At 65.1% G+C, this 13,231-nt stretch carries 11 protein-coding genes; 9 read left to right on the forward strand and 2 right to left on the reverse strand.

What is annotated here, in order from left to right; translation table 11 throughout:
* The first annotated feature begins 193 nt into the window (after window positions 1-193).
* From CCOS865_RS00165 to CCOS865_RS00205, 9 genes are all read left to right on the forward strand, one after another.
* On the forward strand, window positions 194-1,501 hold the full coding sequence (locus CCOS865_RS00165) for a CitMHS family transporter (RefSeq protein ID WP_119136978.1): 1,308 nt from the start codon (window positions 194-196) through the stop codon (window positions 1,499-1,501).
* 66 nt (window positions 1,502-1,567) lie between these two features.
* Window positions 1,568-2,338 (forward strand): TerC family protein, encoded by a 771-nt coding sequence (locus CCOS865_RS00170; RefSeq protein WP_119136979.1) that lies wholly within the window; start codon window positions 1,568-1,570, stop codon window positions 2,336-2,338.
* A gap of 238 nt (window positions 2,339-2,576) precedes the next feature.
* Entirely contained in the window at window positions 2,577-4,235 is a 1,659-nt protein-coding gene (locus tag CCOS865_RS00175; protein WP_119136980.1) for a Na/Pi cotransporter family protein, read from the forward strand.
* A 31-nt stretch (window positions 4,236-4,266) separates the two neighbouring features.
* A complete protein-coding gene (locus CCOS865_RS00180; RefSeq protein ID WP_119136981.1) occupies window positions 4,267-5,673 on the forward strand; it encodes a M16 family metallopeptidase in 1,407 nt (468 codons plus the stop codon).
* Between the two features lie 148 nt (window positions 5,674-5,821).
* Window positions 5,822-6,844, forward strand: a complete 1,023-nt coding sequence (locus CCOS865_RS00185) for a DUF5924 family protein (protein WP_119136982.1) — start codon at window positions 5,822-5,824, stop codon at window positions 6,842-6,844.
* 85 nt (window positions 6,845-6,929) lie between these two features.
* A complete protein-coding gene (locus tag CCOS865_RS00190; protein ID WP_119136983.1) occupies window positions 6,930-8,063 on the forward strand; it encodes an ABC transporter permease in 1,134 nt (377 codons plus the stop codon).
* A 5-nt stretch (window positions 8,064-8,068) separates the two neighbouring features.
* The gene (locus CCOS865_RS00195; RefSeq protein ID WP_415842581.1) at window positions 8,069-8,854 is read left to right on the forward strand and encodes an ABC transporter ATP-binding protein; all 786 of its coding nucleotides are present in this window, start codon (window positions 8,069-8,071) and stop codon (window positions 8,852-8,854) included.
* 3 nt (window positions 8,855-8,857) lie between these two features.
* Window positions 8,858-9,799, forward strand: a complete 942-nt coding sequence (locus tag CCOS865_RS00200; protein ID WP_119136985.1) for an MlaD family protein — start codon at window positions 8,858-8,860, stop codon at window positions 9,797-9,799.
* The gene (locus CCOS865_RS00205; RefSeq protein WP_119136986.1) at window positions 9,796-10,416 is read left to right on the forward strand and encodes an ABC-type transport auxiliary lipoprotein family protein; all 621 of its coding nucleotides are present in this window, start codon (window positions 9,796-9,798) and stop codon (window positions 10,414-10,416) included. Before CCOS865_RS00200 ends, CCOS865_RS00205 begins: the two co-directional genes overlap by 4 nt.
* Here CCOS865_RS00205 and CCOS865_RS00210 read toward each other — a convergent pair.
* The gene (locus tag CCOS865_RS00210; RefSeq protein ID WP_119136987.1) at window positions 10,398-11,627 is read right to left on the reverse strand and encodes a nucleoside recognition domain-containing protein; all 1,230 of its coding nucleotides are present in this window, start codon (window positions 11,625-11,627) and stop codon (window positions 10,398-10,400) included. The genes CCOS865_RS00205 and CCOS865_RS00210 overlap by 19 nt on opposite strands.
* Window positions 11,628-11,746: 119 nt before the next feature.
* Window positions 11,747-13,081: a glutamate/aspartate:proton symporter GltP gene (gene gltP, locus CCOS865_RS00215; RefSeq protein ID WP_119136988.1), complete on the reverse strand. Its 1,335-nt coding sequence runs from the start codon at window positions 13,079-13,081 to the stop codon at window positions 11,747-11,749.
* Window positions 13,082-13,231: the final 150 nt, after the last annotated feature.

Raw genomic sequence — 13,231 nt, forward strand, 5'->3', positions numbered from 1 at the left:
CACAAGACCGGTCAGCCAGGGCACCCGGAATCTTCCGCGCCCGGCCCAATCAACAACAACAATGGTGATTCTGATGTATTCCTGTGCCCGCCTTCTCGCAGTCCCCCCCGCGCTATTCCAAGCACAGCGCCCAACGCGCTGATCCGCCCGAATCGTCTTTTCCCATTCGCCGCGCCACGCCTGGAGTATCGCCATGCTGACCTTCCTCGGCTTTGCCATGGTCATCACCTTCATGTACCTGATCATGACCAAGCGCCTGTCGGCCTTGATCGCGCTGATCCTGGTACCGATCCTGTTCGCCCTGTTCGGGGGCTTCTCCTCCGACATCGGGCCGATGATGCTGCAAGGCATCAGCAAGCTCGCGCCGACCGGCGTGATGTTGATGTTCGCCATTCTGTACTTTGCCCTGATGATCGACTCCGGCCTGTTCGACCCGGCCGTGCGGCTGATCCTCAAGGCGGTCAAGGGTGACCCGCTGAAAGTCTCGGTCGGTACCGCGGTGCTGGCCCTGGTGGTCTCGCTCGACGGTGACGGCGCGACCACCTACATGATCTGCTGTGCGGCCATGTTGCCGCTGTACAGCCGCCTGGGCATGAGCCCGCGGATCATGGCCGGCCTGATCATCCTGGCCGGTGGGGTGATGAACATGACCCCGTGGGGTGGCCCGACCGCGCGCGCGGCCAGCGCCCTGCACGTCGACCCGTCGGACATCTTCGTGCCGATGATCCCGGCCATGGCCTTTGGCGTGATCGCCATCCTCGCCATCGCCTATATGTACGGCAAGCGCGAGCGTGCCCGCCTCGGCGAGCTGCACCTGCCGACCGACGACATCGACCACAGCGAAATCAGCGTCTCGCAGTTCCCTGAAGCCCGTCGGCCGAAGCTGATCTGGTTCAACGGCGCGCTGACCCTGGCCCTGATGGTCGCGCTGATCGCCGGCCTGCTGCCACTGCCGGTGCTGTTCATGGTGGCCTTCAGTATCGCCATGATCGTCAACTACCCGTGCCTGCAGCAGCAGAAGGACCGCATCTCGGCCCACGCCGGCAGCGTCCTGGCCGTGACCGGGCTGATCTTCGCCGCCGGTATCTTCACCGGCATCCTGTCCGGCACCGGCATGGTCGAAGCCATGTCGAAAAGCCTGCTGGCGGTGATTCCGGACGCGCTCGGCCCATACCTGGCGGTGATCACCGCGATCGTCAGCATGCCGTTCACCTTCTTCATGTCCAACGACGCGTTCTACTACGGCGTGCTGCCGGTACTGGCCGAAGCCGCCAGCCACTACGGCATCAGCCCGGTGGAAATGGCCCGCGCGTCGATCGTCGGACAACCGGTACACCTGCTCAGCCCGCTGGTACCCTCGACCTACTTGCTGGTAGCGCTGGCCGGCATCGAATTCGGCGACCATCAGCGCTTCACGCTCAAGTGGGCAGTGCTGGTGTGCATGTGCATAATGCTCGCCGCGCTGCTGCTGGGGACTTTCCCGCTGTTCAGCAGTCTGTAATTACTGACGCCCCACCGCGATGCGCCCTGCCCGGGCGCATCGCCTTTTACGTTCGAAGGAAGACACATGGAATGGCTGACCAGCCCGGAAATCTGGGTTGCCTTTTTCACCCTCACCGCGCTTGAGATCGTGCTCGGTATCGACAACATCATCATGATCTCGATCCTGGTCAGCCGCATGCCCAAGCACATGCAGCCGCGCACCCGGATCTTCGGCCTGGCCCTGGCCATGGTCACGCGGATCCTCCTGCTGCTGTCGATCACCTGGGTCATGCGCCTCACCGCCGACCTGTTCGAAGTGTTCGGCCAGGGCATCTCGGGCCGCGACCTGATCCTGTTCTTTGGTGGCCTGTTCCTCCTGTGGAAGAGCTCGCAAGAGATCTACCACGGCCTGGAAGGCGAAGACGAAAACGCCGACGCACCCAAGGGTGCCGGCGGCAAGTTCATCTACACCATCATCCAGATCGCCATCATCGACATCGTGTTCTCGCTGGACTCGGTGATCACGGCCGTGGGCATGGTCTCGCACGTGCCGGTGATGATCGCCGCGATCGTCGTCGCAGTGCTGGTGATGATGCTCTGCGCCGGCGCCATCAGTAACTTCATCGACAAGCACCCGTCGCTGAAGATGCTCGCGCTTTCGTTCCTGATCGTCGTCGGTACCGTGTTGATCGCCGAATCTTTCGACGTGCATGTGCCAAAAGGCTACGTCTACTTCGCCATGGCGTTCTCGCTGGCCGTCGAAGCCATCAACATCCGCATGCGCACGGCGCGGGCTCGCAAGCAGGGCACCGAGCACGATGCGGTGAAACTGCGCAAGGACATCCCGGGTCAGTAAGACTGGGACGCGCAGCACAAAAAGGCCCCTCGGGGCCTTTTTTCATGGCCGTTCCGGCAGGGCGAAGGCGGGGCAAGTGTTTCAAATAGGTTTCACCCATGCCAAGCTGGCGCCAGCTGCGTAATACAACTAAAGCTTGAGTGAGCACTGGAAAAAACCGCCCACCCCAGGCCCAGGCTCACGGCTTCACCCATTTGGCCCCGCGCTTGGGGCAACCGCGACAAGGGGGGCCTCGAACATGCTGACTCTGCTCAACCTGCTTTCCGCCGTGGCATTGCTGGTGTGGGGCACGCACATCGTGCGCACCGGCATCCTGCGGGTCTACGGCTCGAACCTGCGCCGCGTGCTCGGCCAGAACATGAACAAGCGCCCGCTGGCGTTTCTCGCCGGCATCGTCGTGACCGCGATGGTGCAGAGCAGCAACGCCACCGCCATGCTGGTGACCTCGTTCGTCGGCCAGGGCCTGATGGCCATGACCCCGGCCCTGGCGATCATGCTCGGCGCCGATGTCGGCACTGCACTGATGGCGCGGGTGCTGACCTTCGACCTGTCGTGGCTGTCGCCGCTGCTGCTGTTCATCGGGGTGATCTTCTTCCTCTCGCGCAAGCAGACCCGCCTCGGCCAGATGGGCCGCGTGGCCATTGGCCTGGGCCTGATCATCCTGGCCCTGCAGCTGATCGTCCAGGCGGCGACGCCGATCACCCAGGCGCAAGGGGTGAAGGTGCTGTTCGCCTCGCTGACCGGCGATATCCTCCTCGACGCCCTGGTCGGCGCGCTGTTCGCGATGATTTCCTACTCCAGCCTGGCGGCCGTGCTGCTCACCGCGACCCTCGCCGGCGCCGAGCTGATCAGCCTGCCGGTGGCCATCGGCCTGGTGGTCGGCGCCAACATCGGCAGCGGCCTGCTGGCGTTTCTCACCACCAGCATGCAGAACGCCGCGGGCCGGCGGGTGGCGCTGGGCAGCCTGCTGTACAAGCTGATCGGCCTGCTGCTGATCATCCCGGTGCTGCACCCGCTGGTGGACTGGATGGACAGCCTGAACTTCAGCCCGCAGGAGCTGGTGATTGGCTTCCACCTGCTCTACAACACCCTGCGCTGCGTGATCATGCTGCCCACCACCAAGCTCATGGGCCGGGCATGCAACCGCTTGCTGCCCGAGCGCGACAACGGCAACGGCCAGATCCGCCCGCGTCACCTGGACCCTTCTGCCCTGCAGACGCCAAGCCTGGCGCTGGCCAACGCCGCCCGCGAGACCCTGCGCCTGGGCGATATCGTCGACAGCCTGCTGGAGGCCATGCTTGGCGCCTTGCGCGGCACCCAGACCGCGCTGCCACAGCAGGTTCGCGCCCTCGGCGAAGACGCCGAGGCACTGTACAGCGCCATCAAGTTGTACCTGGCGCAGATGACCCGCGAAGACCTCAGCGAGCAGGACAACCGGCGCTGGGCCGAGATCATCGAACTGGCGATCAACCTCAAGCTCTCCAGCGACCTGATCGAGCGCATGCTGCGCAAGGTGCAGCAGCAGAAGACCTCGCAGCGCCGCGAATTTTCCCAGATCGGCCTGGAGGAACTGACCGGCCTGCAAGAGCAGCTGCAAGCCAACCTGCGCCTGGGCCTGTCGGTGTTTCTCAGCGCCGACCCACAGAGCGCGCACCTGCTGCTGCGGGAAAAACGCCGTTTTCGCGCCCAGGAACGGCGCCTCGCCCACGCCCATGTCAGCCGTTTGCAACGCAAGGTGGTGCAAAGTATCGAGACCAGTTCGCTACACTTGGAGCTGATCGCCGACATGAAGCGTTTGAACTCTTTGTTCTGCAGCAGTGCCTATGTGGTACTGGGCGGCTCTGACACCGGCGGGCTGATGCTCGACAGTGTGCCGGACGAAGCCCGCCAGCCCTGAACCCGCACGACCAGGAGACCGAAGCTCGCCCATGCGCAGCCTGATGTTCGTTTGCCTACTGATCTGCAGCCTGCCGTCGCTGGCCCTCGACCGTTCGAAGGTCGAAGGGTACCTGCTCCCCAACGGCCTGCAGGTGATCCTCAAATCCGGCTATGAACGCGACCACGTGGCGATCCGCCTGGTGGTCGGAGTCGGCCTCGATGACTTCGATTGCGACCAGCGCGAGCTGCCGCACCTGCTCGAGCACCTGCTGTTCAGCGGCATCGACGAAACCGGTGAAGGCGGCCTGGAAGAGCGCATGCAGGCCCTGGGCGGCGAATGGAACGCCTACACCAGCAGCGCCGACACCACCTTTGTCATCGAGGCGCCGGCGCGCAACCAGCGCAAGGTGCTCGACTTGCTGCTGGCGGCGATCCGCGACACGCACATCGACGCCAAGGCGTTGGCCACGGCGAAAAAGATCATCGAGCGCGAAGACGGCGGCCACTACGGCCACCTGCAGCGCTGGCTCGACCGCCAGGACATCGGCCACCGTGCCAGCGACCAGCTGGCCGTCGAGCTGGGCCTGAAATGCCCGGCCCGCTCCGACCTCGAGGACATGACCCTGGAGCAGGTACAGGCCCTGCGCGAGCATTGGTACGCCGCCAACAACATGACCCTGATCATGGTCGGCGGCCTCGACCGGCTGTTGCCGGCTTACCTGGAGCGCAGCTACGGCGAGCTGCCGCCCGTGGAGCCCGGCGAGCGACGCAACCTCGACAGCATCAGCCAGCAGGCCGAACAACGCCGCGAGCTGACCCGCGGCTGGCTGGGCGATAGCGTCAAACTGCACTGGCTGTTCCTCGAGCCGGTGCTGGACAGCGACCACGAGCAGACCCTCGACCTGCTCTCGCGTTACCTCGACTGGGCCATGTATGACCAGCTGCGCCTGCGCCACGGCTTGTCCTATGGGCCGTCGGTGCAACGCGAGAGCTTTGGCGACAGCGGCATGCTCAGCCTGAATGCCGACCTCGAGCGCGACGACATCGACGCCGCGGTGGGCGTGCTGCAGGACCTGTTCGAGCACCTGCGCAAGAACGGCCTGGACCCCGACACGTTCAACCGCATCAAGGACGCGACCATCGCCCGCGAGAGCTGGACCAGCCAGGGCAACAGCGCGTTGGCCGACTACTACTGGGGTGCGCTGAACAACTACAACGACGGGCGCTTTACCGACCCGATCCGCAAGCTGCGCCAGGTCAGCCTCAAGCAGGCCGACGACGCCCTGCGCGAGCTGCTCAAGGACCCAGGCTACCTGCGCATCGAGAAGCCGCTGCTCGGCTATGACGAGCTGTACGGGCTGGCAGCCCTGCTGCTGGGGCTGATCCTTGCCATTGGCCTGCTGCGCCGCCGTCGCCAGCCGCCCAGCCGGCCCAGCGGCGCTACACGCCAGCGCTGATTAGGCGGTATCCTGTAGCGGCCTCATCGCGGGCAAGCCCGCTCCTACAAGGACGATTTGTCCACTGTAGGAGCGGCGGTGCGGCGTTCCGACTTGCCCGCGATGAGGCCAGCCCTGCAGCGTTCATAGCCCCTTTCAGTAGCCACTCATGCCTCCAATCCCCCATTTCATCCAGCGCGTGATCGAACTGCTCAAGCGTTACCCCGGCATCATCGCGCTCTGCGGTTTCCTTTCAGGGATCGGCAGCTTCATCCTGGTCGACCGCCAGGCCGGCCTGGCCAGCTGGGTCGCCATCCTGATGCTGGTCAGCTGGGTCTGGCTGATGCTCGAGAACACCCTGACCGGGCTGTTCACCCGCGCCTTCAAGCGCGAGATTCCCCAGCCCGTGCTGCGCTACGCGACGCAGATGATCCACCAGGAAAGCCTGTTCTTCGTCCTGCCGTTCTTCTTCATCACCACCACCTGGAACAGCGGCCAGCTGATTTTCACCGGCCTGCTCGCCGGTGCCGGGCTGGTCTCGATCATCGACCCGCTGTACTACCGCTGGCTGGCCCCGCGGCGCTGGCTGTTCCTCGCACTACACACCCTGACCCTGTTCGCCGCGCTGTTGACCGCGCTGCCGATCATCCTCCACCTGACCACCGCGCAGAGCTTCAAGCTGGCGCTGATCGCCGCCATGGCGCTGTCGTTCCCGAGCCTGGCCAGCAGCTTCCCGATCAACAGCTGGCGGCGCGCCGTGGCCCTGGTACTGGTGACCCTGTCGGTGGGTGCCGGCGGTTGGCTGATGCGCTCGTGGGTGCCGCCTGCGACGCTCTGGCTGACCGAAGTGGCGGTCAGCACCGAGGTGCTCAACCGCCAGCCCGGCGAGTCGCTGGACGAAGTGCCCGCCAGCCGCATCCGTGGCACCGGGCTGTACGCCTATACCGCGATCAACGCCCCGCGCGGGCTCAACGAGCGCATCTATCACGTGTGGCAGCTGGACGGCAAAGAGGTCGACCGGATCGCCCTGGACATTCATGGCGGGCGCAAGGAAGGCTACCGGGCCTGGACCCACAAGCAGAACTTCCCGCCCAACCCGGTGGGTAAGTGGCAGGTGCGGGTACTGACCGAGGACGGCCAGGTGATCGGCGTGCTGCGCTTCAAGGTGGTCAACGACGCCCCTGCGGGCTGATTTAACTGGACAGCACCAGGGTGCAATACAGCCTGCGGCGATGCGCTATGATCTGAGCCGACCGCCTCCGGCGTCCGTCAGAAGCATGGAGCCCATGACCACACCCAGCGCTACTCTGGACACCAGCAGCCAGCCGGTTTGCCTGCGCATCAGCGGCGACTGGACGCTGGCCCACTACGCCCGCCTCAAGCGCGACAGCGAGCGCCTGCGCAGCCAGTACGGCAGCGATGCCATCGCCGACCTCAGCCAGCTCGGCCGCCTGGACACCGCCGGTGCCTCACTGCTGGCCGAGCTGCTCGGCGCAGAGCGCCTGTCGCACTGCACCCAGGACCTCGCCGAGGCCAACCGCGCACTGCTGCAAAACGTCTACCGCTCGGTGCAGGACTACTGCATCCCGGTCAAAGAAGCCGAACGGCCGATCCTGATGCTATTGCTCGAGCGCATCGGCCGCGCCGTCGATACCCTCTGGCAAGATACCCTGCAACTGCTCGGCTTCATCGGCCTGATCATCGAAACGCTCCTGCGCCGTGTGCTCCAGCCGCACCGCTGGCGGGTCACGCCGGTGGTCGCGCACATCGAGCAGACCGGCCTCGATGCCGCGCCAATCGTCGCCTTGCTGACCTTTCTGGTGGGCGCGGTGGTGGCGTTTCTGGGCGCCACGGTGCTGGCCGCCTTTGGCGCGACGATCTTCACCGTCGACCTGGTGGCGTTCTCGTTCCTGCGCGAATTTGCCGTGCTGCTCACCGCGATCCTCATGGCTGGCCGCACTGCCAGCGCCTTTACCGCGCAGATCGGCTCGATGAAGGCCAACGAAGAGATCGACGCCATCCGCACCCTGGGCCTCAACCCGATCGAGCTACTGGTCGTGCCGCGGGTGCTCGCGCTGTTGATCTCGCTGCCGCTGCTGACCTTCATCGCGATGATCTGCGGGATCGTCGGCGGCGGCGTGGTCTGCGCGCTGACCCTGGATATCCCGCCGGCGATGTTCCTGTCGCTGCTGCAGAGCGATATCGGCGTGCAGCACTTCCTGGTCGGCCTGGTCAAAGCACCGTTCTTCGCCTTCCTGATCGCCGCGATCGGCTGCCTGGAAGGCTTCAAGGTCAGTGGCAGCGCCGAGTCGGTAGGCGCCCACACCACCTCTGCGGTGGTCCAGTCGATCTTCGTGGTGATCGTGCTGGATGCCGTGGCGGCGTTGTTCTTCATGGAGATGGGCTGGTGAATGGCGTGAGCGACATCGTTATCGAGGCGCGCGGCCTGTGCAACCGCTTTGGCCGGCAAAGCGTGCACGAAAACCTCGACCTCGACCTGCACAAGGGCGAGATCCTTGCGGTGGTCGGCGGCTCGGGCAGCGGCAAGTCGGTGCTGCTGCGCAGCATCGTCGGCCTGCGCCGGCCCGACGAAGGCCAGGTCAAGGTGTTCGGCGAGGACCTCGCCCAGCTCGACAACGAGCAGCGCTCACGGGTCGAACGGCGCTTTGGCGTGCTGTTCCAGAAGGGCGCGCTGTTCTCCTCGCTGACCATCACCGAGAACGTCGCGCTGCCGTTGATCGAGCACGCCGGGCTGTCGCGCGCCGACGCCGAGCACCTGGCCGGGGTCAAGCTGGCCCTGGCCGGTTTGCCGATCTCCGCCGCCGACAAATACCCCGCCTCGCTGTCCGGCGGCATGATCAAGCGCGCCGCCCTGGCCCGAGCCCTGGCGCTCGACCCGGACATCCTGTTCCTCGACGAACCCACCGCCGGCCTCGACCCGATCGGCGCCGCGGCCTTCGACCAGTTGATCCTGACCCTGCGCGACGCGTTGGGCCTGAGCGTGTTCCTGATCACCCACGACCTCGACACGCTCTACACCATCACCGACCGCATTGCCGTGCTGTCGCAGAAAAAAGTCCTGGTCGCCGGCCCACTGGCCGAGGTCGAGCACACCGACGACGCCTGGATCCACGAATACTTTCACGGCCCGCGCGGGCGGGCGGCCGAACAGGCCGCCGCCCGTGTCCGTCAGGAGCGCTGAACCATGGAAACCCGAGCTCATCATGTCTTCATCGGCCTGGTCACCGTCGTGGTGGTGGCCGGCGCGTTGCTGTTCGGCCTGTGGCTGACCAAGTCCAGCATCGACGACACCTTCAAGGACTATGAAGTGGTGTTCAACGAAGCTGTCTCGGGCCTGTCCCGCGGCAGCGCGGTGCAGTACAACGGCATCAAGGTCGGCGACGTCACCACCCTGCGCCTGGACCCGGAAGACCCACGCCGGGTGCTCGCGCGCATCCGCCTCAGCGCCGACACGCCGGTCAAGCAGGACACCCAGGCCAAGCTGACCCTGGCCGGGGTCACCGGCAACGCATTCATCCAGCTCAGTGGCGGCACGCCGCAGAGCCCGGAGCTCAAGGGCAAGGACGGCAAGCTGGCGGTGATCGTCGCTTCACCCTCGCCGATCTCGCGCCTGCTCAATGACAGCAGCGACCTGGTGACCAACATCAACCTGCTGCTGCACAACGCCAACCAGATGTTCTCGGAAGACAACATCGGCCACCTGAGCAACACCTTGGCCAACCTCGAGCAGACCACCGGCGCCTTTGCCAGCCAGAAGGGCGGCATCGCCGATGCCATTGGCCAACTGGCCGAGGTCGGCAAGCAGGCCAACGCCACCCTCGCCGAAACCCAGGCCCTGATGCGCAACGCCAACGGCCTGCTCGGCACCCAGGGCAAGCAAGCCTTCGGCAGCGCCGAACAGGCCATGAACGCCCTGGCCGAGAGCACCGCGACCATCAACAGCCTGCTCAAGGACAACCGCGAAGCGCTCGACGACGGCGCCCAGGGCCTCAACCAGCTGGCCCCGGCGATCCGCGAGCTGCGCGAAACCCTCAATGCCCTGAAGGGCATCTCGCGGCGCCTGGAGGCCGACCCCAGTGGTTACCTGCTGGGCCGTGACAACAACATCAAGGAGTTCCAGCCATGACCGCGTCGCCGCGTCTGTTGGCCCTGGCGGCTGCATTGAGCCTGACCAGCGCCTGCTCGATCCTGCCGCAGAGTGCGCCGCTGGACACCTATCGGCTGCCGGTCAACCAGGCCAGCCGCAGCGCCACGCCGCTGGACTGGTCGCTGCGCCTGAACAAGCCGCTGGCCAGCGAAGTGCTGGCCGGGCCGCGCATCGCGGTGATCGCGCAGGGCGATATCATCAGTGGCTACCAGGGCGCACGCTGGAGCGATCCGGTACCGCTGCTGGTGCGCAATCGCCTGCTCGATGGTTTCCAGCGCGATGGCCGGGTGCAGCGCCTGAGCGCCGATGACAGCAACCTGCAGGCCGACTATGAACTGGCCGGCGAGCTGCAGGCGTTCCAGAGCGAATACCGCGCCGGCGCGGTGGACGTGGTGATCCGTTATGACGCGCGCCTGGTCCAGGGCCGCAGCCAGCGCATCCTCGCCAGCCGGCGCTTCGAAGTTCGCCAGCCACTGGCCGCCAGCGAGGTGGCCGCAGTGGTCACCGGCTTTGGCGCGGCCAGTGACCAGCTGGTGGCGCAACTGGTGGACTGGACGGTCGCCCAGGCCGCTCAGGCTCAGCCGAAGAACCAGTAGCAGACGAAGATCGCCGCGATCACCCCGGACAACTCCGCCAGCAGCGCGCAACCCACGGCGTGACGCACGCGCTGGATGCCGACCGCGCCGAAATACACGGCCAGTACGTAGAAGGTGGTCTCGGTGCTGCCCTGAATGGTCGCGGCAACCAGCGCCGGGAAGCTGTCGACGCCCTGGGTCTGCATGGTCTCGATCAGCATCGCCCGCGCCGCACTGCCCGAGAACGGCTTGACCAGCGCGGTCGGCAGGCCTTCGACGAAGCGCGTGTCCAGGCCCATCCACTGCACCGCGTGGCGGATACCGTCCAGCGCCAGTTCGAGCGCGCCCGAGGCACGCAGCACACCGACTGCACAGAGCATGGCGACCAGGTAGGGCAGGAGGTTCTTGGCGACGTCAAAGCCCTCTTTGGCGCCCTCGACGAACGCCTCGTAGACCTTTACCCGGCGCAGCGCCCCGACCACCAGAAACAGCATGATGATGCCGAACAGGGTCAGGTTGCCGAGGATCGATGACAGGCTGGCCAGCGCCGCCGCTGACAGCGTGCCGAGAAACGCCATGAAACAGCCCAGCAGCAGCGCGCCGGGGATCAGGTAAGCCAGCACCACCGGGTCCCACAGGCGCAGGCGCTGCATCACCGCCACCGACAGCAGGCCGACCAGGGTCGAGACACTGGTCGCCAGCAGGATCGGCAGGAAGACCATGGTCGGGTCGGGCGCGCCTTGCTGGGCGCGGTACATGAAGATGGTCACCGGCAACAGGGTCAGCGACGAGGCGTTGAGTACCAGGAACAGGATCTGCGCGTTGCTCGCCGTGCTGCTGCTCGGGTTGAGCTCCTGCAGTGCGCGCATGGCCTTGAGGCCGATGGGCGTGGCGGCGTTGTCCAGGCCCAGGCCGTTGGCAGCGAAGTTCATGGTGATCAGGCCGAGGGCAGGGTGGCCAGGCGGCACTTCGGGCATCAGGCGGGCGAACAGCGGGCCGAGCACCTTGGCCAGCCATTCGACGATACCGGCCTGCTCGGCGATCTTCAGGAAGCCCAGCCACAGGGTCAGGGTGCCGAACAGCAGGACCATGACCTCTACCGACAGCTTGGCCATGGCGAAAATGCTCTCGACCATCGCGGCAAAGATCCCCGCGTTGCCGCCGACCAGCCATTGGGCCATGGCGGAGACGGCCGCCACCAGGAAAAAGCTGAGCCAAAGGCCGTTGAGCATCCGTGTGTTCCCCCGAAAAATGCCTCGAATGATAGCGCAAGCGGGCTGGCCCGCGATGGCGTTCCTACAGACAACAAAAAGCCCCGACAGGTCGGGGCTTTCTGTTCAACGCCAGCGGCTTACTGCTTGGCGGTCTCGCCAGCCACCGCAGCGGCCTGGCTGCCGGCCATGTGCGGCAGCGAGTTGTAGTACTGCTCGCCCTTGGCCGAGTCGTACATGCCTTCCCAGCGCGCGATGACCACGGCCGCCAGGGCGTTGCCGACCACGTTCAGGGCGGTACGGGCCATGTCCATGATGCGGTCGACACCGGCGATGAACGCCAGGCCTTCCAGCGGGATACCCACGCTGCCCAGGGTCGCCAGCAGGACCACGAACGACACACCAGGCACACCGGCGATACCCTTGGAGGTGACCATCAGGGTCAGCACCAGCAGCAGCTGCTGGCTCCAAGACAGGTCGATGCCGTACAGCTGGGCGATGAAGATCGCCGCGATGCTCTGGTACAGGGTCGAACCGTCGAGGTTGAACGAGTAGCCGGTCGGCACCACGAAGCTGCAGATCGACTTCGGCGCGCCGTACTTTTCCATCTTCTCGATGACACGCGGCAGCACGGTCTCGGAGCTGGAGGTGGAGTACGCGAGGATGATCTCGTCCTTCATGATGCGCATGATCTTGATGATCGAGAAGCCGAAGATCCGCGCCACCAGGCCGAGCACCATGAAGGCGAAGAAGGCGATGGCGAAGTACACCAGTACCACCAGCTTGGCCAGCGGCAGCAGGGACGAGAAGCCGAAGTTGGCGACGGTCACCGCGATCAGGGCAAACACGCCGATCGGGGCGTAGTTCATGATCATGTGGGTGACCTTGAACATGGTTTCCGATACGGCCTGGAAGGTCCGTACCAGCGGTTCGCGCAGGTCCGACTGCAGGCTCGACAAGCCCAGACCGAAGAGTACAGAGAAGAAGATGATCGGCAGCATCTCGCCACGCATCAGCGCTGCGAAGATGTTCGACGGGATCAGGTTGAGCAGGGTCTCGATGAACGCGTGCTCATGCTGCACTTCGGCAGCGGTAGCCTGGTACTTGGAGATATCCACGGTACCCAGGGTGCTCATGTCGATGCCGACACCTGGGTGGAACAGGTTGGCCAGGCCCAGGCCGACGACGATGGCGATGGTGGTCACCACCTCGAAGTAGATGATGGTCTTGAGGCCGATGCTGCCCAGCTTTTTCGCGTCGCCAACCCCGGCGATGCCCACGATCAGCGACGAAATCACGATCGGGACGACGATCATCTTGATCAGGCGAATGAAGATGTCACCGGCAGGCTGCAGAACATTACTGATCCACCATGCCTTTTCTGCACTGAAATGGTTCAGCAGCGCGCCGATTGCAACGCCCAGGACAAGTCCGATTACGATTTGCCAGGCGAGGCTTAGTTTTGCCTTCTTCATGTCGTTACCTTTTCTTCTAGTGGTCAGGGGCGACGAGCGGAAATGCGCGTTCCAGAGCCATTAGAAGCATGCTGGGCAGCGAAGTTAATCCGTACGACGACTCCATCGAAGGTCAGCGCAAGCGAGCGTTTCGGCGCTCTGGCTAGCGAA

Origin of the sequence: Pseudomonas reidholzensis (assembly GCF_900536025.1) — a bacterium.
Taxonomy (GTDB): domain Bacteria; phylum Pseudomonadota; class Gammaproteobacteria; order Pseudomonadales; family Pseudomonadaceae; genus Aquipseudomonas; species Aquipseudomonas reidholzensis.

Excerpts from the sequence above, each read along its gene's own strand:
- CCOS865_RS00210 (WP_119136987.1), bottom strand. The coding sequence starts at position 11,627 with ATGCTCAACGGCCTTTGGCTCAGCTTTTTCCTGGTGGCGGCCGTCTCC.
- gltP (WP_119136988.1), bottom strand. The coding sequence starts at position 13,081 with ATGAAGAAGGCAAAACTAAGCCTCGCCTGGCAAATCGTAATCGGACTT.
- CCOS865_RS00190 (WP_119136983.1), top strand. The coding sequence starts at position 6,930 with ATGGAGCCCATGACCACACCCAGCGCTACTCTGGACACCAGCAGCCAG.
- CCOS865_RS00175 (WP_119136980.1), top strand. The coding sequence starts at position 2,577 with ATGCTGACTCTGCTCAACCTGCTTTCCGCCGTGGCATTGCTGGTGTGG.
- CCOS865_RS00205 (WP_119136986.1), top strand. The coding sequence starts at position 9,796 with ATGACCGCGTCGCCGCGTCTGTTGGCCCTGGCGGCTGCATTGAGCCTG.
- CCOS865_RS00170 (WP_119136979.1), top strand. The coding sequence starts at position 1,568 with ATGGAATGGCTGACCAGCCCGGAAATCTGGGTTGCCTTTTTCACCCTC.
- CCOS865_RS00165 (WP_119136978.1), top strand. The coding sequence starts at position 194 with ATGCTGACCTTCCTCGGCTTTGCCATGGTCATCACCTTCATGTACCTG.
- CCOS865_RS00200 (WP_119136985.1), top strand. The coding sequence starts at position 8,858 with ATGGAAACCCGAGCTCATCATGTCTTCATCGGCCTGGTCACCGTCGTG.
- CCOS865_RS00180 (WP_119136981.1), top strand. The coding sequence starts at position 4,267 with ATGCGCAGCCTGATGTTCGTTTGCCTACTGATCTGCAGCCTGCCGTCG.
- CCOS865_RS00185 (WP_119136982.1), top strand. The coding sequence starts at position 5,822 with ATGCCTCCAATCCCCCATTTCATCCAGCGCGTGATCGAACTGCTCAAG.